Below are 24992 nucleotides of genomic sequence, written 5' to 3' on the forward strand. Positions count from 1 at the left end.
TCGACTTTTACCAAACTTTAGTCATATTGAGGGAAAATCCAGGCAAAACGCGATCGCCACTTACCGTGTCGGGATTGTCTATACATTCCACTTCTTGACCGGGACGATAGATATAAACTTGGCGGTTTTTCCGGTCAATCAACCAGCCTAGCTGGAATCCTGCCTCGCTCATGTATTCGAGCATTTTTTCTTGCAAAGGCTTTAAGTTGTCCGAAGCTGACCTCAGTTCAATCACAAAATCAGGGCAAATAGGGGCAAACTTTTGCTGTTGTTCTGGGGATAAAGCATTCCATCGTTCCAGTTTTATCCATGAAGCATCAGGCGACCTTTCTGCACCTGTTGATAGAAGAAATCCCGTGCTAGAAGAAAAAGTTATCCCCGTGCCGTCTTGTTCTGACCATAACCAGAGCTGCCCGAATATATTACCTTCTCGGTTTCCTGTCTCTGAACCAGTTGGGGGCATGATGACGATTTCTCCAGTTTTATTCCGTTCAATGCGTAAGTTGCGGTTAATTTGACAGAACTCAAAAAACTGTTCGTCTGTCATTGGCATTGATGGCGGAATTCGCACAACTAGGGGAGAAGAAAGCATTCTGGATTTCCTCGATTTAGTTAGAATGGGCAACGCCTACTCCAAAATTTTACTGTTGGCTCATTCAAACCAATAAAAATAGCCTGACGGACGATTAGCTTTCGACCCATCAGGCTATTGTTAATTATCTAGTAAGCGATCGTGCACAGCGATCGCTCACTTACCCACTCAAAACTATTTGTCCGGTTGGGGAGTCATCCGCAGGTAAGGTTTGATTTCCGTGTAACCTTTAGGAAATTTCTCTTTTAATACTTCGGGATCTTTCAGCGAAGGAACGATTACACAATCGTCTCCCTCTTTCCAGTTAACTGGAGTGGCTACGCTGTAGTGATCCGTCAGTTGCAGCGAATCGATTACCCGCAGCAATTCATCGAAGTTACGTCCGGTGCTGGGGGGGTAGGTGAAGGTGAGACGCAGTTTCTTCTGCGGATCGATGACGAAGACCGATCTAACCGTTACGGTGTTGGCGGCGTTGGGGTGGATCATGTCGTAAAGGTCAGAGACCTTCTTATCCGGATCTGCCAGAATTGGGTAGTTAAGGCCAACACTCTGAGTTTCTTCGATATCACCGACCCAACCTTTGTGGGAGTCAACATCATCGACGCTAAGTGCGATCGCCTTCACGTTGCGCTTGTCAAATTCTGGCTTGAGACGAGCGACTTCGCCAAGTTCTGTGGTGCAAACGGGCGTAAAGTCTGCGGGGTGAGAAAATAGCACTACCCAGCTATCGCCAGCCCACTCATAAAAGTTGATTTGACCGTGTGTAGAATCCTGAGTGAAGTCGGGTACTTGGTCGCCTAATCTAAGAACCATATCGGATTTCCTGTGAACTACCTTGAGGAACGATCTTCTATATTGCCACAAAACCCCAGTTTCCCGGTCGGAGTTTAGCTCTTTATTAAGATTTGGGAAAACTAGCCAACTTCCAATTGTTCCAGAGTTGAGGTGGAGTGGGTACCGAGAGGTAATAAGATGAGAGGATAGAAAACAAAAATTAAACTAATAGTTGAGGACATGGTACCCTCAATCATGCTGTGTCAGGAGGATTTAAGTTTATGAAACGATTGGTTCGTCTGCTGACAGTGTTGGCTATGTTGGTGAGCTGCTTAGGATGGATGGGGCTGCCCAAAAGCGCTATTGCAGCCGATTTGACGGGTGTAGCACTGCACTCTTCATCAGTGTTGGCAGCAGTCGAGGCACCCCTCCGGAATCGGGCGGACGATAAGCTAGCCACCGAGTTCGGGAAAAAGATTGACTTGAACAACACCAATGTGCGAGCGTTTCGGCAATATCCAGGGCTGTACCCCACTCTGGCTCGCAAAGTTGTCGATAATGCACCTTACAAGAAAGTAGAAGATGTCCTGCAAATTCCAGGGCTAAGTGACGGTCAAAAAGAACGGCTTCAAGCGAACCTGGATAATTTCACGGTGACAGAAATAGAATCAAGCTTCGTGGAAGGTGGCGATCGCTATAACAACGGCTACTACTAAAGCGCTTTAGTGATTTACTAACCGTGGTGAGTCGTGACTATCCGGGAAAAGATTCTGCAAGCTGGGTGAGATCAACTTAACCTTGCATTCAGAATCTAGACCCTCAAAAGAACCTTCGCCCCTAACGACTCGATTTTCATCACCCACTCCATTAAGGAGTGGGTTATTTATTATGAGTGGAAGTATTAAGGAACTTATCGTTGAACTCTATAAACTTAAAATCTTTACCCCAGCAGGAAATACCCATCCAGTTTGATGTCTTGGTAGTAGGCGCAGGTGCAGCAGGACTTTATGCAGCGCTTTGTCTGCCAGACTCGTATCAAGTTGGTTTGATTACAAAGGATACTCTGCCCCTTTCTGCCAGCGACTGGGCGCAAGGCGGCATCGCAGCTGCAATTGACCCGACAGACTCATCTTTGCTGCACATTGAGGACACAATGCGGGCAGGGGCGGGTTTGTGTGACAAAGAAGCGGTACAGTTTCTTGTAGAGGAGGCTGCATCCTGCATTGATTCGCTAGTGGATATGGGCGTTGCCTTTGACCGCAAAGGAACCTATCTCGCTTTGACCTTAGAGGCGGCTCATTCTCGTCCCCGCGTGCTTCATGCTGCCGATACGACAGGTCGCGCAATGGTGAGTACCTTAACCGAACAAGTGCTGCGCCGCCAGAATATCCAGGTTATCTCTCAAGCATTTGCCCTAAGTCTGTGGCTCAATCCTGAAACTGGTGAGTGCCAGGGAATTTGCCTGGTTTACCAAAATCAGATTAGCTGGATAAGGGCGGGTGCGGTGGTGCTGGCGACAGGCGGCGGAGGTCAAGTATTTGCTCAAACGACAAATCCATCGGTCAGTACGGGAGATGGGGTAGCGATCGCGTGGCGTGCTGGGGCTATCCTGCGAGACTTAGAATTTGTCCAATTTCACCCTACAGCCCTCACCAAGCCGGGTGCGCCTCGTTTTTTGATTAGCGAAGCAGTCCGGGGGGAAGGCGCTCATCTGGTCGATTCCCAAGGACGACGATTTGCCTTTGATTACCATCCAGCGGGTGAACTCGCACCGAGAGATGTTGTCAGTCGAGCGATTTTCAGCCACTTGCAGCAAATCGCAGCCGACCCTGCGACAGGCCACGTTTTCTTGGATTTGCGCCCAATTCCCGAAGAAAAGATTCGCCACCGTTTCCCTAACATTATCCAGGTGTGTCAGCGGTGGGGGATTGATGTCTTTCAGGAGCCAATTCCGGTTGCGCCAGCAGCTCATTACTGGATGGGAGGCATCGCCAGCGATTTAATGAATCGTACCTCGATTCCCGGTTTATATGCGATTGGGGAAACAGCTAGTACTGGCGTTCACGGTGCCAATCGTCTCGCCAGTAATTCCCTCCTGGAATGTTTGGTGTTTGGTGCCCAACTGGCTCATTTAGAAAGCAGTCAGAAGCAAGAAGGAAAGACTCGAAAGGATCAAACAGCAACGATACAGGATGAAACAACACAAGAAAAACCAGACAGTGGAAGAAGGGGAGAAAATTCCCCTTTGACTCCTTCTCATCCCTCATCCTTCACCTGCGATTCGACCGAACGGGACAAAATTGAAGCTTTACGGCAAGAGTTACCGCGCTTAGTGTGGCAAAGTGCTGGAATTTGTCGCTCGCAAGAGGTTTTAGAGAATGCGATCGCTCAAATCGAAGTTTGGCAACAAGAATTTGCTGCTCTGTCTCTGAGTCAGTACCTGATGAATTTAATCCCCGGTCAGCGGGCTAGTTTCGACTTACCCGATGCCGACCAACAACTGCGAACTTGGGGAGAAACTCACAACTTACTAGATGTAGCGTATCTAATTCTCAAAAGTGCTGCTTTTCGCACAGAGAGTCGAGGCGGACACTACCGAACTGACTTCTCTCAAACCTCGCCAAGCTGGCAAGTTCACACCTTAGTTCAACATCAGCATTGGTGGAAATCTCCCCCTCTGCAAAACTAAACAGTTCTAAGAAAGAACAAACTTCTTTATCCTTGCCTTTTAACTTTTACTTGACCTTTACCTTTGCCTGGTTCAGCGCGTTCCTGCACCCGTTCCATCACCAGCAGGAGGGCCGTTATCTTTCGGTTGAAATGCTTTCCCTTCCCCGCCAGATTTTAGTAAATTCTGGGTCTCAGCAGCACTCCAGAAGCTGTTTGACGGGCTGTTGTTGGGAAGAGTGGGGTCGATTCTGGCAGACACCATCTGGGGGCTGAATAGTTGCAACCCAATCAGTAAAGTTGCTGTTCCTGTGAATCGAAAGTAATTACTCATAACACCCGTTACAGTTCCTAGACTTTTGGGAGTGCCACTTTTGGGAGTGCCTGTAATATCAGTATATCCACTGAAAACCTCAGTAGCCAGTACCTTTATCAAATCTTTTTCTTTACGTTCTCTTTATAAAAACTTGAGCTTCTACAAAGAATTTGTAAAGTTAGAATCTGTAGTAAGGTACGCTAAACAAAGCTGTAGAAGTTATTCGAGTGATTTTCTGGGAATAGCAGGCGCTTCTGTGTAGTGGTCAACTAAACGTTTATTTGTAAGTTTAGTATTCAGTATTTTCAACGGTATATCTGGCAATGAATCCGGAAAATTTTCATAAGCTTAATATTTCGTATTTTGATTGTCTCGAAAAAGTCGTTATCAAATCAAAAATGATTTAGGCTCTTCCTTGGGTATTAATTGCTAAAAGTTTGATCGAAGCTTTCAAGACAGGTGTTATACCTTTCACTTTTGGAGACGACATATCAGATATCCCCAGGTCTTTTTTTAAAGAGGGGCACTAGATGTATCCATTGCAGACATGAAGTAAAATCGTCAGGACTTACGCATCTGTCACAAGCAATGGCGCGGCTATGCGTGCCGAGCGCCAAACAACTAGAGGACAAACATGGTTCTATCCTCAGCTCATGACGTATCCCAAAAAAGTAGGCGTATTCACACCAAACTCTATTAAGTGAATTATCAAGGCGAAAAGCACAAGGCAGCACTGGTAAAGACTGTGTTTAAGAAAGGGCAGTTTCAGCGCTGGGTGTAGAGGTTCCAGCGATCGCGCCTTTTCACGCTTAGGTTGGCAGGGCAAACTGGGATATACCTACTAAAGCAAATAAACTCTTGAGAGTCGATGAGTTTATCCGAAGAACTTGTAAACGATAGCTGCTGTTCAAAATGGCAGCAGTTCATCAGATGTTTCAGTTAGAGGTTAAGTATCAGCGTTACCAAATCCAGCTCTAACAACCTAGATCGAGACTGGATTGGAGTTCGCTGTACAGGAAAGCGCAGCATAAATTATCGTCTTTTTACCTAAATTTGCTCTGATTTGGCACAGAAACCCGTCTAGTAATCGTTAAGACAAACAGCAACACCAAAAGCTGGACTTGCCAAGGCAAAAAGAGCAAACATAGAATCAAACTGACAGATGCTGCTGATGCAGCAAGCATGGCAACTTCATCGTGAGAATTCTCAAAGATGACGAAGGCTGATGCTATCGAGATTGCTAAAGGGATTAAAAAAAGCAAGGACATATCCAAAACCTCTTGAAATCGAATATGCAGGCTACTTGTTGTCAAGTTGCCCTGTTTAGGGTCATTCCATCAAGCTATTACCATGTTTCCCTCCTCACCTCCTTTACACATCACCCTAATGGGTAAACTTTTCTTAGGAAAAATACAGGGGATCGTCTGAGGGATTAGTATAGATCGAATTTAAATTTTACGCCCTAAGTCACCGTCAATTTATAAAAACAAATTTAAATAAGAACGATAACGGCTATCAAATATAGCATTGTTGCGACCAAAACTACTGATACTATTTTGGGCGAATTTCGTTTAAGTAGCAGCTACGCTGGAGAAATTCAACTAACTATAGCAATCCTATTTGAGTTGTGGAATGCCAGTCCTTCAGCTTCTCAACTTCTCTAAGAAGTCGGGGAGCAAGGCTTCACGAATCCTTGAGGACTGCTATAGGTAGCAGGGATAGGAAGGAGGGGAGTTTTTTCAGTCAATCAGGCGAGAAAGCTCAATCTGCACACACTGCTTGAGAGATAAGCGATTTGGGTAGACAAAGTACAGCTCAAGTAAATACAAAGCTAACAGAAGCGATCGCTTAGTGTGTCTCTCAAGTCTCTCTTGACGTCTAGGCTGTACGTAGGTTTCAAGGTATTGCTTTATCTGGATTGACTGCAAGCATCCTTCAACCCCTTTGATAAGGACTCTCGGCTAATCGCTCCCCAAAATGTAAAGTTTTGTAACAACTTTTTTGGCGGTGAGGGGTGTGACCCCTCAGTGGGGTATATTGAATTTAGTAGATGCACCCTGATGATCGACGCCCTCAAGTTTTTGTTGGGCGTTTTTTGTTTTTAGGGGAGTAGCGATCGCGCAGGCTATGGGCGGCTACTCGGTTCTTTGAAGCTGGTAGAAGCAGCTTCTGGTAGTAATGTCATTTTGTTGTGCAAATCGTCTGCAACAGTTCCTTAACCCCTGCAACGGGCGCGCCGCTACGCTACCTACCAAGGTGGGTAAAGAGGAAGCCCTGATGTAGCCGCTAATAAAGTGAAGGGGGATAACGCGCGACAGCCAGAACGTTTGGCTTTTTGAGGAGCGATTGAGAAGTTTTATAACAATCTTTTATTAGGGGTGGGGGGTGTGACCCCTCAGTGAGGTATATTGAATTTAGTAGATGCACCCTGATGATCGACGCCCTCAAGTTTTTGTTGGGCGTTTTTTGTTTGACTTAATACTCGTAACCGCAAGTTAATTTCCCTCCGCGCTTGCGGGGAGGGGTTCCAGGAAGTTCAGCCCCAGAGTCTTCTCAAACGGCGAAAAGCAATAAGATACAGCTTGTAAAAATTTCTTTTGACTCTGTAAGCGCAAGGCAATGTGCGCTTACAGAGCTAGCTAGGAGAATAGGCGTTACCCACGCTCTCGATAATTAGCGGCGTCTGCCACCAGAACCAAACGATCCCCGACTACGACTGGGACGCGATCGCGATCCGCTGCCAAAACTGGGACTTCTATTCGCGCGGCTGGGAGTTGATCCGTTAGAGCGACGCAGCGTGCTGGAACCATAACCCGATCCAGTAGAACGGTTTCCGCTTTGCGGGACTCGACGAATGCTGGTCGGTTGACTGGATGAAGGCGATCTTAAGCGCCCAGTTGTCCGCAAGGTTTGACGATTTCTAACAGCTGGTGGCGGTGCTTGGTAGCGGGTTTGGTATTGCTGAACCGCTTGACTATAAGTGTTGCCGTATCCGCCGTAACCTCTCATAATTCCGCCCGGTTGATACACTGGCGGCATATAGTAACGCGGCGTAAACAACAAACTGCCTACGGCTTGACCTGCCAATGCTCCTGCAAAAGGTGCCCAGAAGCTTGACTGCTGACGCACGACCACGGTCTGGGGTTGACCTGTTTGAGGGTCGGGTCGCGTTTCAGTGACGTTGTGAACGTATTCAATTTTGAAGTCTTCTGGAATGTGCAGAGATGCCTGACCGTTAGCTGCTTTCACATAACCCTTCTGACCAGACTTAATTTCTTCATCTGTCAGACGTGCCATTTGCAAATCTGTAGAGCGATAAACAGCGGGCGTGCCCGGAGGGGTATTGAGCAACATGAGGGTGTATTCCCCATCGGCATCATTGTAGGTTGCCTGCTGGACTGGATATTGTCCATCAGGCAAACGACTTTGAGTGGTCGTTGTCTTAAAGTCCCGATTCTGAGATGGGGCTTGGGTTGTGGTTGAGGGACTACCACAAGCTACCGTTGTGAAGCACAACGTCAGGGACATGAAAAGAATGGTCAATCTACGTAACATAAACGGATGAATAATTTTGATGAGGAAGCTATTAGCCATTAAAGGGGAATCTAAAGAGGAATCAGTTCTGGAAAATTCAGCAACAATTGATCGTTTGTGAGTTCATCACCCAACTGCGCTGGAGAAAAGTGAACTTGTATTGCTCGCAGCCTTTCCTGATAGTGCAGATTAACCAAGGCTTTTAGACCTTCTTTAAGCGCACTAAGATTGGCGAGATCGCCTTCGAGTACCGGAAGTTCCCCCTCATAAGCCACCGTAATCATCACAATCAAGTTGCGAGTGACTGGCAATGACAAGGGTTCATTTCCGTGAGAGGGTTGGCTGAAGTCTGGTTCGCTCAAATAGCGCTCAGCAGAGTCTGTGAACAATTCATTCACATAGTCCCCAGCTTCACCTTCATTCCAGAAAACGTCGCCTTCATTCGCCGCGGATTGCCAGTAAGTATCGTACTGTAAGAGGTTCTGACAAATTTCAACCAGTCCTTCGCCCAAAATTTGCAGATCCCCGTCAGCTTCGACGGCTTCTCTAGCAGCACGATTTAGAACTCCCAACAGAGGCGCAACCTCTGCACCTGCTAGATGGACAAACAAACGACAGACTACGAAGCGGCTTTTGCCACTGATTTGATTGAAGCGATCGCGCCAAGAAGTCATGACTTATCTTGCTACCAAATGCCAATCTTAGTCAATTGAGCTACTTTTTTACTTTACTCGGTGGGTGCGATCGCAGCCGTCTACCCTCAGAATGGTTTGACTGCTCTAGCTGGGCTGGAGACTTCCTGGCCTTACAGGGTTGTATAAAGGCAATGTCACAGTGCAAGTGGTTCCCACCCCGACTTCACTCTTTACTGTAATTGTGCCGCCGTGTAAGTCCACACACTTCTTAGTCACGGTTAGTCCTAATCCCGAACCAGCAACATTTCCAACATTTTCCCCTCGATAGAACGGCTCAAATAAATGAAGTTGGTCTTCTGGCGGAATACCAATGCCTTTATCCCTAATTTGCAGAGTTGCCTCTTGGCGATCGCAAACGAGGGAAAAATGAATATGACTGCCTTGGGGGGAGTATCTAATCGCATTGGAGAGTAAATTGGTAACAATCGAGCGCAGAAGTTTTTCATCGATTGCTGAGTTTGGGCTATCTCCCTGGCTGACAAATATTATTGAATTCTTACTACCTGCAATTAACCGCATTTCTTCAGTTAAGTAGTAGCAAAGCTTTTTGATATCAATAGACGCAGGATTAAATTCTAGTTTCCCAGCTTCTGCTCTATTGATTATTAGAATATCTTCTAATAGCTGAACCATGTGTTTGGCACTGGCTTGAATCCGAGCAATATTTTTCAATAATTTCTCTTTTGACCATCGCTCGAAGGAATGTTCTAAGGATTGCGAAGAGAGTAAAATCGTGCTGATTGGAGTGCGAAATTCATGGGAAACCATTGAAAAAAAGCGCATCTGAAGCTGACTGAGTTCTTTTTCCCTTTCTAGCGCCAGCCGAATTTCTTCAGCCTTCTTAAGCTCGGTGATGTCTACCCCTGTACCCAGAATCTGTTCGGGTCTACCGTCAGTGGTTCTCGTAAAGACAACCTCACAGACATGAAACCAACGCCATTCACCCGTGGCGTTTTTCATCCGGTATTCTTTTTCGATTACTTGATCTTCTGTAGTAGTGGCAAACTCTTTGCTAAATTCCTCGATCTTAGCGAAATCTTCTGGGTGTAAAAAATCTGATAAAATCCGCGATCCGATTGCTTGAATTTCTGCCTGGGTGCATTGAAAAAAGTCTTCCGTTCGACGATTGGCATAAACATTACAATCTTGGATTATGTCATAAATGTAGAGCCAATTAGGAGTTGTATCAGCAATTTTCTGAATGAAACGTTGGCTTTCCTTCAGCGCTTCCTCGTTAGCTTTGCGCTCGGTAATGTCGATGCAGGTGCCAATGTAACCCGCAAAATCTCCTTCTGGGGTAAACCGGGGAACTCCTTTATCTACAATCCAACCGTATTCGCCATCAGCCTTTCTCAATCGATATTCTATACAAAAGGACATTCGGGAATTGAAAGCGGATAAGTAGCTATCTAAACAATGCTGAATATCTTCAGAATGCACGCCTTCCAACCAACTATTCCCAATTTCTTGTTCTAGAGTCCGTCCGGTAAAGTTTAGCCAAGTCTGGTTGAAAAACGTACAAAGTGCGTCTGGATCGGACATCCAGATCATAACGGGGGCGCTATCAGCCATCATGCGGAAGCGAGCCTCGCTCTCTCGCAGCGCTGCCTCTGCTTGCTTACGCATGGTGATGTCGCGTAACACTGATAGATTTCGCCCAGGAAGAAAATTAGCTCTAGCCGAATACTCAACTTCTCGCACGGTTCCATCTGGATGAAGGAGGCGCAATTCTCCGGTTGCCAGCCCTTGTTTTTGGAAGCTGTGCCACGCCTGTTCAAAATCGAAACTAGGCTCCAGAAAGTCTGCAATCCGCTTTCCCAAAAGTTCTGAAAGTTGCAGCCCCAGTAGTTGGCAGGCGGCTGGATTCGCTTCCACATAAGCGCCCTCGTCATCTGTAATTAATATCACTTCGAGTGCGCCCTCGAAGATTGCTCGCAGTTGTTCTTCCCTAGTACGGACGTCGGTAATATCCATCGCTGAGCCGGTAATGCCAATAACTTCCCCGGTGGGATTCCGCAACGGCTCTACGGTTAAATCGTAGTGGCGAACTTTTCCATTGAGTGTAATACACGTCTGTTGGCGCGTTCCAATTCCGCTTTCCAGCACTGGGCGTTTAATCGCTACCAGCTGTTGGGCATCTTCAGGCGAAAAGACTTCGGTTTCTAATTTTCCTAGTAAAACTTCGTCAACAACCCTTGAAGTGGGATGATGTACCCAGGTGTAGCGTAAATCGGTGTCTTGATTAAAGACAACGATGGGTGAATTTTTGAGCGCAATCCGAAAGCGTTCCTCACTAATTCTCAGTGCTTCTTCAGCAGCTTTGCGATCGCTAATATCGGTGGAAATGCCACCAATTGCGTAGGGAATCCCTTCAGTGTTATGAATGAGAAACTTGAGCGATAAGTAAGTGCGGATACCGTCGGGGCAAGGAATAAGTTCTTCAAACTCAAAGGAACTTCCAGATTCAAGCACTCTTTTGTCGTTTGATACCAATCTATCTGCGATTTCCTTGGGAAATATATCGTAATCGTTTTTGCCAAGAACTTGCTCTCTAGTGAGGTGCAATAAATTTTCAAACTGGCGATTGACTAGAATGTGTCGGAAAGAAGTGTCTTTAAGGTAGATAATTGCTTGGGAGTTATCTAGAATTGCCTGGAGCCGTTGTTCGCTCTCTCGGAGAGCTAATTCTGCTTGTTGGCGTAGCGTAGCGTGCCGCAGGCGATCGCTGATATCGCGAGCAAAAAAACTAGCGTACTCCTTGCCCTTAAACTGCAAGTAATTGCCTGTCACCTCAATCGGGAATATCCTGCCATCTTTGCTACGATGATGCGACTCCAGGGAGAGAGAGCCGCGTTGCTTGATCGCTTGCCAAATATCTGGACAGACTGCTGGGGGAATGTCCGGATTTACGTCAGATAGGCTCATCGAGAGTAATTCTTCTCGTGAATAACCGATGGAATGACAAAGGGCATCGTTTACATAGACAAACTGCCCTTCCGGATTTATCCAAGCGATCGCATATACCGCCCGATCGACACAAAATTGGGTTAGATGTAACGCTTCTTCAGCTCGCTTGCGCTCGATAATTTCAGCCAGCAGCAATTCATTCGTACTAACGATTTCTGCGGTTCGTTCCTGAACTCTGATTTCTAGTTCCTCATTAACCTTTCTGAGTGCTTCCTCTGCGCGTTGACGCTTTGCATTTTCGCTATACAGAAGCAAGTAAACCCAGCATAAAAGCAAAAAAACCGAGCCTGTGCCAAGATAATGCATCAGGATTGTATTTTGAGCGCTGGTTGATACTGCTAGCGATCGCTGCTGTAAAAATGCTCGCTCATCATTCTGCATCTGCTGAATTAACTGGCGAATCTCACCCTGACGCTTTTGCTCCTCTTCAATCAGGGCAATCTGACCAGCCGCATCTTCATCATTGTTTTGTCGCAAGGAAACTAACTTTTCGACTACAGGGAGTTCCTTTGTCACTAAAGACTCAAGCACATTCAACTTTGTCTGTTGCAGGGAGTTATCGCCCGTCAACTTTCGGAGCTTTTGAATTTTCGAGCCAATTTCCGGACTAGCCGCGGGAGCGGTGTTTAGCCAAGTTTCGTCGCCCCTGAGGATATCGTTGCGTTCCTTTGCTTGAATATCTTTTAGCGTAGAAAGCATCTCATCAAGGTTCTGCACAACTTCTTCAGTGTGCTGTATCCATTCATGGCATTCGATCGGTTGAGTCATGCTCCAATACGAAGCTGTACTTGTTGCACCGAGTAGCAACAATGCCAACCCTAAACCGCTGATAATCATTGTTTTTTTAATAGGCCACTTCATCGCATTGTTTTCTTGCTAAGGTTACTGTTTATCCTGCGTTAATCGTCCGAATGATAGATGATATTCTATGAATAGGGCAGTTTAGCCAATTAGAGACTTTATCAATCATCTTTATTTCCCGTTTTTTATCAACTAAAAGCAATTTATGCAATGAGAATCCTTCTAATAGAAGATGATTTGCGTCTTGCAGAAGCTTTAGTAGAAGCTCTTACCGATCAAACTTATGTGGTTGATGTGGTGACAGATGGGGAAGCTGCTTGGGATCAAGTCCAAACCGTTACGTATGACTTAATTTTGCTAGATGTAATGCTGCCTAAGCTAGATGGCATAAGCCTTTGCCGTCGATTGCGCTCTCATGACTACAACCAGCCAATCCTCATGATCACTGCCCGTGACACTAGCGCAGATAAAGTCACCGGCTTAGATGCTGGAGCGGATGATTATATTGTTAAACCGATCGATCTGCCAGAGTTATTAGCCCGGATACGCGCTTTGTTGCGTCGAGGGAGTTCCTCAGCGTCTCCAGTGCTAGAGTGGGGCAGCTTGAGCTTTAACCCTAGTACCTATGAAGTTAGCTATGCTGAGCAATCTTTGCACTTAACCCGCAAGGAATATTCTTTATTGGAGCTATTCCTCCGCAATGGTCGGCGGGTACTCAGCCGCAGTAGCATCATTGAACACGTATGGTCTCTTGAGGAACCGCCAGAGGAGGAGACTGTTAAAGCCCATATTAAAAGCCTACGGCAGAAACTCAGAGCAGTAGGCGCACCGCCCGATTTGATTGAGACAATTCACGGTATTGGGTATCGCCTTAAACAGCTATCTTAATTTGATGCTTTGTAAACAGCAGCAAAATATTATTTGCAAAAGTTTACTGTTTTTTTCATTTCTTCTCGATTTCTTCCCGATTTCTCCTCTATTTTTTTACATTTGAGACGTAATCTTAGATTCAAAACAGGCTAGAGTCTGTTTCCCAATCTGACGACCTCCTTTTAATGCAGGCTGGGTTAGTCGGCATACGCTAGAAGCGATTAATCCAGTATGCTCTCTTTGCGCTATTAGATAGAACTGATATTAATCCAATAGAAGCTGAGTTTCCTGTTAATATTCATGCCTTGAGTTTGCAAAGCAGCCGATGTTAACAAAAACCTCTAAGCAAGATACCCGTAAACTTTATGGCTGGGGGAAATTATTACCTATTAGTCAGCCTATAAGTACTATTTTTGTCTCTTCATTTGCAAAGAAAGTAATTGAATTTTATCTGTGTTTTTACGTGAAAACTTCATAAATGAAATAAGAGAAAATCTCCAGTTTTAAAATTTGCCTTGGGCAACACCTTGATGTTTCTAAAAGTAATAATAGATATAAATTGGAAAATTAACTAAACAAAATCACAATTTTATTCGATAAAAAGTGAGGTTAAAATGGCTAATCGAACCATCAATTTAACAATGTTATGGGTTGCCGATGAAATTGCTCAAATCTTAGACAATGAACAAGAGTATTTTGAATACGGAGCTTTTTTAAATTCTAGATTATATAAAGAATTAATGACTTATACCCTGAGTCGAGTTCCTAACGTATACGCTGCGATCGAGGATGGCCAAAAAATTTCAGAGAAATGTAATCGCCGTTACTGCTCTGGAGAAAGAAAGCTGCACATAGAAACAGTAATTCGCCAAGGAATTTTTGAGATTCTCCAAAGGAAGAGAGATTGGATTAAACATCAACTTCCTAGCTCGTCTGAGCAGAGTTTTTCCCCATCTACTTGGTTTACCTAATTTGCAAAGGTTTAAAATGAAGAAAGCAAAAAAATTGAAAATGCGATCGCACCCTACTTGAATCAACAGGGCATTCCTTGCGATCGCATTCTTATTCCTGCCTACTCTTTGCTCAAGGAGCGCTCACCACGCCAATAGTTTGTGGAATTGTTCTTGGAGATGTAATATAATTTACACCCTGAGCAAGCAACTGTGAAGAGCCGCCACCATCGAGCATAACTACTTGATCTGCGCCAAACTTTTTTAGTGTCTGTCCTGCATGAAACTGTGTTGAATCACTCGAATTAAAAATTAAAACGGTTTCGGAGATTCCATTAGAGTCTCTATCTAGGACTCCCATAAAAGTTCTACCTAAATTTTTGTTCATAAATTTATTCGCCTTTTCGCTTAAGCCAACAATGATATTGGGAGCTGAAGAAGAGTAAAGAGAGTTTTTACCATTAAAAATGCTAATTTCTGCGCGATTATTCCAAACCGCAAGCATCAGCTTTTGGCTAGCAAATTCACTTTCGCCTGCATAGCCGTCACTCATAATGATTCCATTGGCTTTAACTGGAAAAGCTAAGTTAGTGATAATGGCGGATTTAGTGTCATTTCTGAAAAACTGACCATTCGTTATCGAAAAAGCTTTTTTATTAAAAGAATAGAAATTTTTCCAGGCTTGTGTTAGCGTTTGGCGTCTCAACTTAGGATCGTTTCCTCCATAAGCGCCTTGTTTCTTACCGGGATTGGTAATCTCGCCATAAAGGAATTTGACAGACGCGCCTTGGCTCAAATCAACAACTTGCACATAATCAGATTTTTGGTTATAAAGCGTAACTCCTGGCGCACTTCTAATAGCTTTAAAACCAAGAGGGAAAAACTTTTGATTGCGATCGCTTTTAACAAATGGTGTTTGTGAGGAGATACCGTTTTTAGCATCCAACCCTAGAGAATGTTCCCGGTGAATAGAATTCGCGGTTACATAAGCAACAGGTAAAACGGCAAAACCCCTCTGTGCGGTTTTTAAATACCTTAAGTCTGCGAAGGCGGAGTTCGTTGGTACTGTTGAGGTTGCTATTCGCTCGAACTTGGCTCGATCGTTCTCAGATTTAGACGCAGGAAGTTTGGGAGCGCTCAAGTGGATGCTTTGAGCGATCGCGCTAAAAATCAAATATGCAAACATGAACAATCTCTTCTCGAATTAATCTGGCTGACGATACCTGATTCGCTAGCGAAAGCTACATAGCGTTCGCGGCTGTCCTCCGAGCCGCTAATTCAGCCCCAAGTTGAATCGCTGCCTTCATACTGGTAGCATCGGCAATTCCCTGACTAGCAATATCAAAAGCAGTCCCGTGATCGGGAGAGGTGCGGATGAAGGGAAGACCGATAGAAGTATTCACCGCTCGGTCAAATGCCATCAGTTTAACGGGGATTAAGCCTTGGTCATGATAGAGCGCCAAGTAAGCATCGTGAGCCGATGAGATGCCATTTGAACCGAACCAGGCTTGACCGGGCTTTACCCACATCGTATCTGGGGGAATTGGGCCATCCAGTTGCAGATCGGGTCGCCGTTGTTGCTCTAGCCAAGGGATTAACCAATCGATTTCTTCTCGTCCTAGTTGACCTTGTTCGCCGCTGTGGGGATTTAATCCAGCGATCGCTATCTTCGCCTTTTCTATCCCAAAATCTGCTTTTAAGCATTCCACCAGCAAATCAAGCTTATTCGTCAGCAGTTGCGGTGTCAGCACCTCAGCGACTTGACGGAGGGGAATATGAGTAGTGGCAAGTAAAGTGCGGAGTGTCCAACCAGTATGCGGCGATCGCGCCACAAATAACATCCCAAATCGCTGGACGCCGGAACGATTGGCTAACAGTTCGGTTTGACCCGGATAATCATATCCTGCGGCTTTCCAAGCAGATTTCGCAATCGGGCCAGTCACAATGCCTTGGAACTCACCCGAAAGCGTGTGCGCGATCGCTGTTTCCATATAAGCAAAACTTGCCGCGCCACTCGCAGCATTCCCAGTCCCAATCTTGATTTGCCGCTCTATTTCCCCATCCAGTGGGACATCAAGAATTGATAACTGTGCCGGGTCTGCTAGCGGTGCTGACACCAACTTAGATGCCTCCTTACCCGCTTCTAAAGTCTGTGTAGACAGGCTTTGCTCCTGTAGCTGGGAAGGACGCGGCACCCTGCCCTTACGTTGTCGGGTCAATCGATGATAAGTTTCTTGCAACAGTCCCCGACTGCCAACGACAGTTATCTCGCAATTTTCGGTAATCGGATCTGCCAACGCCTTCAGCACCACCTCTGGCCCAATCCCCGCCGGATCTCCCAGTGTTACCGCTAACCGAGGACGTTCTTGCCATTGCGTGAGATTGGTAGGTGTTTGTGTAAAGAAAGTTTTCACAGCTTTCAGTTTAAAATACTCTAAACTTTTTAATTGATTCCCAAGGAGCCTACAACCGATGAGCGGTGAGATTTTTAATGCAGCTATATTGTCCTCTACCCTGATTTTAGTGGGTCTGGGTCTAGGCTTTTTGTTACTCAAAATCCAAGGCGGCGAAAACGAGTCCCTCTAAGGGCAACCCCTGAAAGCAAGGGCAAGCGACGCCGGTGCGTGTTCTATCAACGCGCCTAGTAGCTTGTCCGTTGCCATAAAAATGAATCGTTGATTTGTTCCTCGCCCGTTGCTTTGTCATCTGGCGAGAGTTTACTATTGGGCATTTTTATAGGATTAGCGAATGGCAATTGAGGTGCGCGATCGCTCTGATTACTAGTTTTGTAAACTTTCTTTGCGTTAATTCTGAGATTTCTGATAACATCTTATAGAAAGTTTAAGATTCCTTACTAATTACTAGATGACTTTATTAATTGTCGGTGCCACCGGCACCCTGGGCAGACAGGTGGCTCGTCGGGCAATAGAAGAGGGCTATCAAGTTCGCTGTCTGGTACGAAGTGCGAAGAAGGCGGCATTTTTAAAAGAATGGGGCGCTGAGTTAGTCGGCGGCGATCTCACCAATCCTGAAAGCCTGAAAGCAGCCTTTGAAGGTGTCACAGCCGTGATTGATGCGGCAACTTCACGACCGACAGACGCCACTAGTATCAAACAGGTAGACTGGGATGGCAAAGTAGCGCTGATTCAAGCCGCCAGCGCTGCCAAAGTTGATCGTTTTATCTTCTTTTCCATCTTGGATGCTGAAAAGTATCCCAATGTGCCGTTGATGGAAATCAAGCGGTGTACGGAGCTTTTCTTAGCAGAATCCGGGTTAAATTACACCATTTTGCGACCTTGCGGCTTTATGCAAGGGTTGATTGGTCAGTATGCAGTGCCGATCTTAGATGGACAAGCTGTATGGGTGACAGGGGACACCTCTCCGGTGGCTTACATGGACACTCAGGATATTGCTAAGTTTGCAATCAAAGCCCTGAAGGTTCCGGAAACTGAAAAGAAAACCTTCCCGATTGTTGGTTCTCGCGCTTGGGGTGCTTATGAAATCATCCGCCTGTGCGAACGTCTTTCTGGGCGAGAATCCAAGGTCACGCGAATGCCTTTGGGCTTACTGCGGACAGTGCGACGGATCGCTCGCTTTTTTGAATGGGGCTGGAACCTAGCAGATCGGTTGGCTTTTGCCGAAGTGGTAGCGACCGGCAAACCCCTGAATGCGTCGATGGATGAGGTTTATCAAGTCTTCGGGATAGACTCAGCCCAAATCACGACTTTGGAGGCATACCTGCAAGACTACTTCAGTCGCATCTTGAAAAAACTCAAGGAAATTGATTACGAAAAATCAAAAAATAAAAAGCAGAATAAAAAGAAGATGCCCTATACCTCTTGAACTGATTACAGCCTCAAAGCAAAGTGAGTTGTTAGTTGTTGGTTTTTAATAGGTTACATACCTAAAAACCAATCCTCGATCGCTAACAATTAAGAATGAACTACTACCGGACTCGAAGCGTGCCCAAAGCAGGGATTATATACAATGACACCAAACCTGTAGCTTGTCGCGCTGCAACAGAGTTAAAAGACAAGCTGACAGCCGCTGGTTGGGAAGTTTGCATGACAACAGGTTCCGGTGGGATTTTGGGATATTCTCGCCCCGATCGTCCGGTATGTCATACTCCAATCGATTCCCTGGCTCCCCCCGGCTTTGATGAAGAGATGAAATTTGCCGTGGTGTTAGGGGGAGATGGCACGGTTCTGGCGGCATTTCGCCAAGTGGCACCTTGCGGGATTCCCTTGCTGGCGGTGAATACTGGGCACATGGGTTTTCTCACTGAAGCTTATGTGAACCAGATCCCGCAAGCGCTGGAAATGCTCATGGCTGGGGAGTATGAAGTCGAAGAGCGGGCGATGCTCGCGGTGCAACTATTTCGCGATAATGTCCGGCTGTGGGAAGCGCTGTGCCTGAATGAAATGGTGATTCATCGGGAACCGCTCACTAGTATGTGCCATTTTGAGGTGCTGATTGGGCGTCACGCGCTGATGGATATTGCCGCAGACGGGGTGATTATCTCGACCCCGACTGGCTCGACGGCTTACTCGTTGAGTGCTGGGGGGCCGGTGGTGACGCCTGGGGTGCCGACATTACAGTTAGTACCGATTTGTCCTCATTCACTGGCGTCTAGGGCATTGGTGTTTGCAGATAGCGAACCCGTGACAATTTTCCCCGCAAATCCTAACCGACTGGTGATGGTGGTAGATGGCAATGCTGGGTGCTATGTATTGCCAGAAGATCGGGTGTATCTGGAGCGATCGCCTTTTTCAGCTCGGTTCATCCGCTTGCAATCCCCTGAGTTTTTCCGAATTTTACGAGAAAAACTCGGTTGGGGTCTGCCTCACATTGCTAAACCGACATCGGTTGAATTGCCTTAAAAAAAGCCAGGAGTCATGAGTTATTCGTAATTTCCCAACGAATGACCCATGACCCATCAGCCGGATGAATTACAAAAGTTAACATAAACCAAGCCGTTAATCTCCAGCTTTGGGTATCCCCCCTCTGATAGACTTCTAACTGGAATCGCCAGATGAAACGACGCTAAATCAAGCAGTTGAGAGGATAATTTTTGTGGAAAACACGCTGGGATTAGAAATTATAGAGGTAGTTGAGCAAGCTGCGATCGCATCCTCCCGGTGGATGGGAAAAGGCGAAAAAAACATCGCTGACCAAGTCGCGGTGGAAGCCATGCGGGAGCGGATGAACAAAATTTATATGCGGGGTCGGATCGTCATCGGTGAAGGCGAACGGGATGATGCCCCCATGTTGTATATCGGAGAAGAAGTTGGTATCTGTACCCGCGAAGATGCCAAAACTTATTGCAACCCAGATGAATTAATTGAGATTGACATTGCCGTTGACCCTTGCGAAGGCACCAACCTCGTTGCCTACGGTCAAAATGGTTCAATGGCAGTTCTGGCAATTGCTGAAAAAGGCGGTTTGTTTGCCGCTCCTGACTTTTACATGAAAAAGCTGGCAGCGCCCCCAGTGGCACGCGGTCATGTTGATATTAACAAGTCCGCCACCCAAAACCTGAAGATTCTCGCAGAGTGCCTGGGTCGCTCGATTGAGGAACTGGTGGTCGTAGTGATGGATCGCCCTCGTCACAAAGAACTGATTCAAGAAATCCGGCAAGCGGGAGCCAGAGTGCGACTGATCAGCGATGGTGACGTTTCTGCTGCCATCTCCTGCGCCTTTGCCGGTACCAATATTCACGCTTTGATGGGAATTGGTGCTGCACCCGAAGGCGTCATCTCAGCAGCCGCTCTGCGCTGTCTGGGTGGACACTTCCAAGGTCAGCTGATCTACGATCCAGATGTGGTGAAAACTGGATTGATCGGAGAAAGCAGAGAGAGCAATATCGCACGGCTTAATAGCATGGGCATCACAGACCCAGACAAAGTTTACAGTGCTGAGGAACTCGCCTCTGGCAAGACAGTTCTGTTCGCAGCTTGTGGTATCACTCCTGGTACGCTCATGGAAGGCGTGCGGTTCTTCAAGGGTGGGGCACGGACTCAAAGCTTGGTCATTTCCAGCCAGTCGCAGACCGCCCGCTTTGTTGATACGATCCACATGTTTGAAGAGCCGAAGCAACTGCAATTGAGGTAGTCTGCGGATAATCGGAAATCGGGTTGCAGGTTGTAGGTTGCAGGTTGAAGGTCGTGCAGGTTAACTTTCAACCTTCAATCTTCACCCTTCAATCTTCAATCTTCTAATCTTTTAACCATCAACCCAATAAGCAATTAGTAATTAGCAATTAGCAAATGAATATTGCAGTCGTAGGTCTTAGCCATAAAACAGCGCCGGTTGAGATTCGGGAAAAATTAAGTATTCCAGAGCCAGCGTGTGAAGGTGCAACTCTTGCCCTCATGAGCTACCCCCACATTGCAGAAGTCGCGATTCTTAGCACCTGCAACCGCCTGGAAATTTACATCGTTGCTCATGAAACCGAACAGGGCGTTCGGGAAGTCACCCAATTTCTTTCCGAACACAGCAAATTTCCCCTCCATCAACTGCGGCAACACTTGTTTGTTTTGTTGCATGAAGATGCAGTCATGCACTTGATGCGAGTGTCAGCAGGTTTAGATAGTTTGGTGCTGGGGGAAGGGCAAATCCTGGCGCAAGTGAAACATACTCACAAACTGGGACAGCAATACAAGGGCATTGGTAGCATCCTGAATCGGTTGTTCAAGCAAGCACTGACTGCTGGAAAGCGAGTTCGGACGGAAACCAGTATCGGTACAGGTGCTGTCTCCATCAGTTCAGCAGCGGTAGAGTTAGCCCAGATCAAAGCCCAGAACTTGGCAGCTTGCCGAGTAATGATTCTAGGTGCGGGGAAAATGTCCCGGCTGTTAGTGCAACATTTACTAGCAAAAGGAGCGGTTCACATCTCGGTGTTGAACCGTTCTATGCAACGGGCACAGGAATTGGCGAATCAGTTCCCAGAGGCACAGTTGCAACTGTATCCACTGTCAGAAATGATGTCAGCGATCGCTTCCTCGGATTTAGTGTTTACCAGTACCTCTTCCACAGAACCCCTGTTAAATCGATCGAAACTGGAAATTCACCTGGAAGCGCACCGAGGTTTGATGATCTTTGATATTTCCGTGCCGCGTAATGTGGATGGGGATGTTAACGATCTGGACAACGTGCAGGCGTTTAATGTCGATGACTTAAAGGCAGTGGTGGCTCAGAATCACGAAAGCCGCCGCAAGATGGCAATGGAAGCCCAGGAATTGCTAGAAGAAGAGGTGGAAGCCTTTGATCTCTGGTGGCGATCGCTGGAAACCGTTCCTACCATCAGCTGCCTGCGCGATAAAATGGAAACGATTCGCACCCAAGAGTTAGAAAAAGCTTTGTCTCGCTTGGGTACAGAATTTGCCGAAAGACATCAAGAAGTTATCGAGGCACTAACGCGCGGAATTGTCAATAAAATTCTGCACGATCCGATGGTACAACTGCGATCGCAGCAGGATATCGAAGCCAGACGCAAAGCGATGCAGGCACTCCAAACTCTGTTTAACCTGGATATAGGCGAACAATTTAGTTAATCGTTCGGGGTTCATCGTTCAGGGTTCATGGCAAACTTCTATGAACAATGAACAACGAACAACGAACAATGAATAATGAATCGAATTTTTCCAGGACTTTTACTGCTACTAGGACTGTGGCTAGCCTTCGATCTAGTCGCTTACCTAGTAGCAGATGTTTTTTGGTTCCAGGAAGTCGGATATCTACCGGCGTTTCTTCTCAGGGTAAGCACTCAGGCGGGGTTGGGGGCGATCGCATTTATTGTCACCGCTGGCTTTTTACTAGGTAATCTATATCTTGCCCATCGTCTTAAGTATTCTAAAGAGATCCCCCCCACAGGGTTTAAAAAGGGGGAGGTTGATTCTCCCTTTTTTCTAGCGAAGCAGCGCGTTAGCGCGGGAGTTAGGGGAGATAAAGTCTTAAGTGAAGAGTACCAGAGAGAATCTTTTTCTTCGATCCGTCCTCAGTCCTCAGTACTGAAATTGCGATCGCTTTTGCCTTTGCTAGGAGTACTTAGTTTAGCGATCGGGTTGATGCTGCTGCACTACAGTCAAATAGCCACGAGTTATTGGCATTCTAAGGTCGGGTTGCCAAGTGTATCTCCTCTGTTGCCAGTTTGGTTTCAGCCTGACTTGATCTGGCAGATGGGTAGAAAGATGCTCTCTAGCATCTGGCAGGTTGTCGTGGTGTTGGTATCGGCGGCTCTGGTGTTGATTTATCCGCAGTTTTTGTTAACAGCGATCGCGCTTGTCCTCAGTTTATTTTTTGGACTGGTGCTATCAAGCCACTGGGCGAGAATTTTACAGTATTTTCATCCCACCAGTTTTAACAGTGTTGACCCCTTATTTGGACGAGATATCAGCTTTTATGTATTTCAGTTGCCTGTTTGGGAGTTACTAGAATTTTGGCTTTTTGGACTATTTTTGTATGGTTTTGCAGCAGTCACTCTAATATATTTGCTATCTGGAGATAGTTTTAGTGAGGGAAGATTTTTAGGGTTTTCCAAATCCCAGATGCGCCATTTGTACGGACTCAGCGGTTGCCTATGTGCTGCTTTGGCTCTCGGTTATTGGTTATTGCGGTATCAATTGTTGTATTCCACCACCAGCGTTACTTATGGTGCCAGTTACACCGATGTCACCGTGCGATTGCCACTGTATACCGGATTGAGCGTATTTTTACTAGCGATCGCGTTGCTTTTGTTTTGGCAGACAATTCAATTAAAAATTAAAACTTTTAAATTAAAAATTGGTTTGTTGGGATTTTCAATTTTCAATTTTTTATTTTTAATTGGCTTACCTGTCGCAGTGCAACGCCTCATTGTTCAACCCAATGAGTTGGTGCGAGAAAGAACCTATATTGAACACAGTATTGCCTATACGAGGGAAGCATTTAATTTAGAGAATATTGACGTTCAAACCTTCGACCCTCAAGCAAATCTTACTGCCGTAGACCTCCAGCAAAATGAACTGACGATTCGCAATATTCGCCTTTGGGATACACGTCCCTTATTACAAACAAATCGCCAACTGCAACAGATTCGGCTTTACTACAAATTTCCTGACGCCGATATCGATCGATATACTTTGAAACTAGAAGCATCTGCACAAAGCGATGGGACAGAAAAACGACAGGTGATTCTGGCAGCAAGAGAATTAGATTACAATGCCGTTCCCCAAGAAGCTCAAACTTGGGTTAATAAACATTTAGTTTACACTCACGGTTATGGCTTTACCCTCAGCCCTGTGAATACAGTTGGCGCAGGTGGGTTGCCAGATTACTTTGTTAAAGATATTGGAACGAGTGCAGATTCTGGTGATAACAATGCCTTAAATGTATCCAGCGAACGCATTCGAGTCAGCATTCCGATTGGGATACCCCGGATTTACTACGGCGAACTCACGAATACTTATGTGATGACGCCAACGACAGTCGAAGAGTTAGATTATCCCAGTGGCAACGAGAATGTTTATAACACTTACGATGGTACTGGCGGCGTCTCCATCGGTTCGTGGTGGCGTCGTCTTTTATTTGCCGAGTATTTGAAAGACTGGCAGATGATGTTTACGCGGAATTTCACACCGCAAACCAAGCTGTTGTTTCGTCGCAATATTGCACAGCGAGTTCAGAAGATCGCGCCTTTCTTGCAGTTCGATAGCGACCCCTACTTAGTGGTTGCCAAGACCGATGTATCGAAGGAGCAAAATTACCTTTACTGGATTATTGACGCTTATACAACAAGCGATCGCTATCCTTACTCCGATCCTGGAGAAAACCAATTTAATTACATCCGCAACTCTGTCAAAGTCGTCATCGATGCCTATAACGGTTCGGTTAATTTTTACGTTGCCGACCCCCAAGACCCGATTATTAACTCCTGGACTGCTATCTTTCCCGACCTGGTAAAACCATTAAATGCAATGCCCACTTCCCTGCGGAGTCATCTCCGCTATCCAGTGGACTTTTTCAGCATTCAGTCGGAACGGTTGCGGACTTATCACATGACCGACCCCCAGGTGTTCTATAACCGGGAAGACCAGTGGCAGGTTCCGACTGAGATTTATGGCAGCGAACCGCGACCCGTAGAACCCTACTACCTAATCACAAGACTGCCAACTGCCCAGGAGGAAGAATTTATTCTGCTGCTTCCTTTTACACCCACCCAACGTAACAATTTAATTGCCTGGTTAGCAGCGCGTTCCGATGGGGAGAATTACGGCAAGCTGTTGCTTTATCGGTTTCCCAAACAGGAGTTGGTCTATGGCCCAGAGCAAATCGAAGCTTTAATCAACCAAGATCCGGTTATTTCTCAACAGATTTCTCTATGGAATCGGCAGGGTTCCAGGGCAATACAAGGTAATTTGTTAGTAATTCCAATTGAGCGATCGCTTCTCTACGTCGAACCTCTTTATCTAGAAGCAGAACAAAATAGTCTACCAACATTAGTGAGAGTGATTGTCGCTTACGAAAACCGTATCGTTATGGCAGAAACTCTAGAAGAAGCACTTCAGGCAATCTTTCAACCCGAAGAATCCGCTACCCCAGCAATTATCCGTCCAGTCGAACCGTCGGGCGCTCCTTAAATCGCTTATTCCAAGAATTTAACACTTTGTAAAAATCTTTTCTAGAAAGCATCTCTACAAAGTGTAAATTCTCAAAAAAAACGTAGTTATCAAATCAAACGAATACTACTTTCTGTGGTGATGCTACATAGCAGAACCCTTACTAATACTCGATTAGGGTTGCGGCTGGAGATATAAAGCGAAAGGATATGAATCACTTAATAAGTAAAC

At 46.0% G+C, this 24992-nt stretch carries 20 protein-coding genes; 10 read left to right on the forward strand and 10 right to left on the reverse strand.

The genetic code is table 11. The features are described from left to right. Positions 1-7: 7 nt before the first annotated feature. Together NDA06_RS01400 and NDA06_RS01405 are read right to left on the reverse strand one after the other, a co-directional pair. On the reverse strand, positions 8-592 hold the full coding sequence (locus NDA06_RS01400; protein ID WP_190984610.1) for a Uma2 family endonuclease: 585 nt from the start codon (positions 590-592) through the stop codon (positions 8-10). Between the two features lie 174 nt (positions 593-766). Beyond that, entirely contained in the window at positions 767-1405 is a 639-nt protein-coding gene (locus NDA06_RS01405; protein WP_190415478.1) for a peroxiredoxin, read from the reverse strand. Between the two features lie 242 nt (positions 1406-1647). Here NDA06_RS01405 and psbU point away from each other — a divergent pair, with 242 nt between their 5' ends. Together psbU and nadB are read left to right on the forward strand one after the other, a co-directional pair. Beyond that, positions 1648-2082, forward strand: a complete 435-nt coding sequence (psbU, locus tag NDA06_RS01410) for a photosystem II complex extrinsic protein PsbU (protein WP_190415476.1) — start codon at positions 1648-1650, stop codon at positions 2080-2082. Between the two features lie 200 nt (positions 2083-2282). After that, positions 2283-4055, forward strand: coding sequence for an L-aspartate oxidase (gene nadB, locus NDA06_RS01415; RefSeq protein ID WP_190984611.1), 1773 nt, complete (start codon positions 2283-2285; stop codon positions 4053-4055). 72 nt (positions 4056-4127) lie between these two features. Here nadB and NDA06_RS01420 read toward each other — a convergent pair whose 3' ends face one another. The 5 genes from NDA06_RS01420 to NDA06_RS01440 all read right to left on the reverse strand — a co-directional run bounded on the left by NDA06_RS01420 (position 4128) and on the right by NDA06_RS01440 (position 12406). Beyond that, positions 4128-4469, reverse strand: coding sequence for a hypothetical protein (locus NDA06_RS01420; RefSeq protein ID WP_190440968.1), 342 nt, complete (start codon positions 4467-4469; stop codon positions 4128-4130). A 923-nt stretch (positions 4470-5392) separates the two neighbouring features. Further along, positions 5393-5617, reverse strand: coding sequence for a hypothetical protein (locus NDA06_RS01425; RefSeq protein WP_190984612.1), 225 nt, complete (start codon positions 5615-5617; stop codon positions 5393-5395). Between the two features lie 1405 nt (positions 5618-7022). Continuing rightward, positions 7023-7904: a hypothetical protein gene (locus NDA06_RS01430; RefSeq protein WP_190415465.1), complete on the reverse strand. Its 882-nt coding sequence runs from the start codon at positions 7902-7904 to the stop codon at positions 7023-7025. Positions 7905-7954: 50 nt separating this feature from the next. Next, positions 7955-8557 carry a DUF1517 domain-containing protein gene (locus NDA06_RS01435; protein ID WP_190525704.1) on the reverse strand — a complete coding sequence of 201 codons (603 nt, stop codon included), beginning with the start codon at positions 8555-8557 and terminating at the stop codon, positions 7955-7957. Between the two features lie 105 nt (positions 8558-8662). Beyond that, positions 8663-12406, reverse strand: a complete 3744-nt coding sequence (locus NDA06_RS01440; RefSeq protein ID WP_190984613.1) for a PAS domain S-box protein — start codon at positions 12404-12406, stop codon at positions 8663-8665. Between the two features lie 150 nt (positions 12407-12556). Here NDA06_RS01440 and NDA06_RS01445 point away from each other — a divergent pair, with 150 nt between their 5' ends. Together NDA06_RS01445 and NDA06_RS01450 are read left to right on the forward strand one after the other, a co-directional pair. Beyond that, a complete protein-coding gene (locus tag NDA06_RS01445; protein WP_190415460.1) occupies positions 12557-13234 on the forward strand; it encodes a response regulator transcription factor in 678 nt (225 codons plus the stop codon). Between the two features lie 596 nt (positions 13235-13830). Further along, positions 13831-14187: a hypothetical protein gene (locus NDA06_RS01450; RefSeq protein WP_190690240.1), complete on the forward strand. Its 357-nt coding sequence runs from the start codon at positions 13831-13833 to the stop codon at positions 14185-14187. 112 nt (positions 14188-14299) lie between these two features. Here NDA06_RS01450 and NDA06_RS01455 read toward each other — a convergent pair whose 3' ends face one another. Together NDA06_RS01455 and pdxA are read right to left on the reverse strand one after the other, a co-directional pair. Continuing rightward, entirely contained in the window at positions 14300-15352 is a 1053-nt protein-coding gene (locus NDA06_RS01455) for a phosphodiester glycosidase family protein (RefSeq protein WP_190984614.1), read from the reverse strand. A gap of 55 nt (positions 15353-15407) precedes the next feature. After that, complete coding sequence (pdxA, locus tag NDA06_RS01460) at positions 15408-16589, reverse strand: 4-hydroxythreonine-4-phosphate dehydrogenase PdxA (protein WP_190984668.1); 1182 nt, start codon at positions 16587-16589, stop codon at positions 15408-15410. Between the two features lie 49 nt (positions 16590-16638). On the opposite strand from pdxA, the gene NDA06_RS01465 reads away from it, so the two are divergent. Continuing rightward, positions 16639-16752 (forward strand): PetM family cytochrome b6-f complex subunit 7, encoded by a 114-nt coding sequence (locus NDA06_RS01465; protein WP_190415454.1) that lies wholly within the window; start codon positions 16639-16641, stop codon positions 16750-16752. Here the strand turns inward: NDA06_RS01465 and NDA06_RS01470 are convergent. Beyond that, a complete protein-coding gene (locus NDA06_RS01470; protein ID WP_190525805.1) occupies positions 16714-16872 on the reverse strand; it encodes a hypothetical protein in 159 nt (52 codons plus the stop codon). The two genes, NDA06_RS01465 and NDA06_RS01470, sit on opposite strands and share 39 nt — an antisense overlap. Positions 16873-17031: 159 nt before the next feature. Here NDA06_RS01470 and NDA06_RS01475 point away from each other — a divergent pair, with 159 nt between their 5' ends. From NDA06_RS01475 to NDA06_RS01495, 5 genes are all read left to right on the forward strand, one after another. Next, on the forward strand, positions 17032-18009 hold the full coding sequence (locus tag NDA06_RS01475) for an SDR family oxidoreductase (protein WP_190415452.1): 978 nt from the start codon (positions 17032-17034) through the stop codon (positions 18007-18009). A gap of 119 nt (positions 18010-18128) precedes the next feature. Further along, positions 18129-19046, forward strand: a complete 918-nt coding sequence (locus NDA06_RS01480; RefSeq protein ID WP_190415730.1) for an NAD(+) kinase — start codon at positions 18129-18131, stop codon at positions 19044-19046. A 193-nt stretch (positions 19047-19239) separates the two neighbouring features. Then, entirely contained in the window at positions 19240-20277 is a 1038-nt protein-coding gene (glpX, locus tag NDA06_RS01485) for a class II fructose-bisphosphatase (protein WP_190415450.1), read from the forward strand. 155 nt (positions 20278-20432) lie between these two features. Beyond that, entirely contained in the window at positions 20433-21719 is a 1287-nt protein-coding gene (locus tag NDA06_RS01490) for a glutamyl-tRNA reductase (RefSeq protein WP_190429782.1), read from the forward strand. A gap of 75 nt (positions 21720-21794) precedes the next feature. Beyond that, positions 21795-24782: a UPF0182 family protein gene (locus tag NDA06_RS01495; protein ID WP_190984615.1), complete on the forward strand. Its 2988-nt coding sequence runs from the start codon at positions 21795-21797 to the stop codon at positions 24780-24782. Positions 24783-24992: the final 210 nt, after the last annotated feature.

This window comes from Trichocoleus sp. ST-U1, assembly GCF_039961835.1.
In the GTDB taxonomy this organism is placed as follows: domain Bacteria; phylum Cyanobacteriota; class Cyanobacteriia; order Cyanobacteriales; family FACHB-T130; genus FACHB-T130.

Excerpts from the sequence above, each read along its gene's own strand:
- NDA06_RS01445 (WP_190415460.1), top strand. The coding sequence starts at position 12,557 with ATGAGAATCCTTCTAATAGAAGATGATTTGCGTCTTGCAGAAGCTTTA.
- psbU (WP_190415476.1), top strand. The coding sequence starts at position 1,648 with ATGAAACGATTGGTTCGTCTGCTGACAGTGTTGGCTATGTTGGTGAGC.
- NDA06_RS01475 (WP_190415452.1), top strand. The coding sequence starts at position 17,032 with ATGACTTTATTAATTGTCGGTGCCACCGGCACCCTGGGCAGACAGGTG.
- NDA06_RS01490 (WP_190429782.1), top strand. The coding sequence starts at position 20,433 with ATGAATATTGCAGTCGTAGGTCTTAGCCATAAAACAGCGCCGGTTGAG.
- NDA06_RS01405 (WP_190415478.1), bottom strand. The coding sequence starts at position 1,405 with ATGGTTCTTAGATTAGGCGACCAAGTACCCGACTTCACTCAGGATTCT.
- NDA06_RS01465 (WP_190415454.1), top strand. The coding sequence starts at position 16,639 with ATGAGCGGTGAGATTTTTAATGCAGCTATATTGTCCTCTACCCTGATT.
- NDA06_RS01455 (WP_190984614.1), bottom strand. The coding sequence starts at position 15,352 with ATGTTTGCATATTTGATTTTTAGCGCGATCGCTCAAAGCATCCACTTG.
- NDA06_RS01435 (WP_190525704.1), bottom strand. The coding sequence starts at position 8,557 with ATGACTTCTTGGCGCGATCGCTTCAATCAAATCAGTGGCAAAAGCCGC.
- NDA06_RS01440 (WP_190984613.1), bottom strand. The coding sequence starts at position 12,406 with ATGAAGTGGCCTATTAAAAAAACAATGATTATCAGCGGTTTAGGGTTG.
- NDA06_RS01400 (WP_190984610.1), bottom strand. The coding sequence starts at position 592 with ATGCTTTCTTCTCCCCTAGTTGTGCGAATTCCGCCATCAATGCCAATG.
- NDA06_RS01450 (WP_190690240.1), top strand. The coding sequence starts at position 13,831 with ATGGCTAATCGAACCATCAATTTAACAATGTTATGGGTTGCCGATGAA.
- NDA06_RS01425 (WP_190984612.1), bottom strand. The coding sequence starts at position 5,617 with ATGTCCTTGCTTTTTTTAATCCCTTTAGCAATCTCGATAGCATCAGCC.
- NDA06_RS01430 (WP_190415465.1), bottom strand. The coding sequence starts at position 7,904 with ATGTTACGTAGATTGACCATTCTTTTCATGTCCCTGACGTTGTGCTTC.
- NDA06_RS01495 (WP_190984615.1), top strand. The coding sequence starts at position 21,795 with ATGAATCGAATTTTTCCAGGACTTTTACTGCTACTAGGACTGTGGCTA.
- NDA06_RS01470 (WP_190525805.1), bottom strand. The coding sequence starts at position 16,872 with ATGACAAAGCAACGGGCGAGGAACAAATCAACGATTCATTTTTATGGC.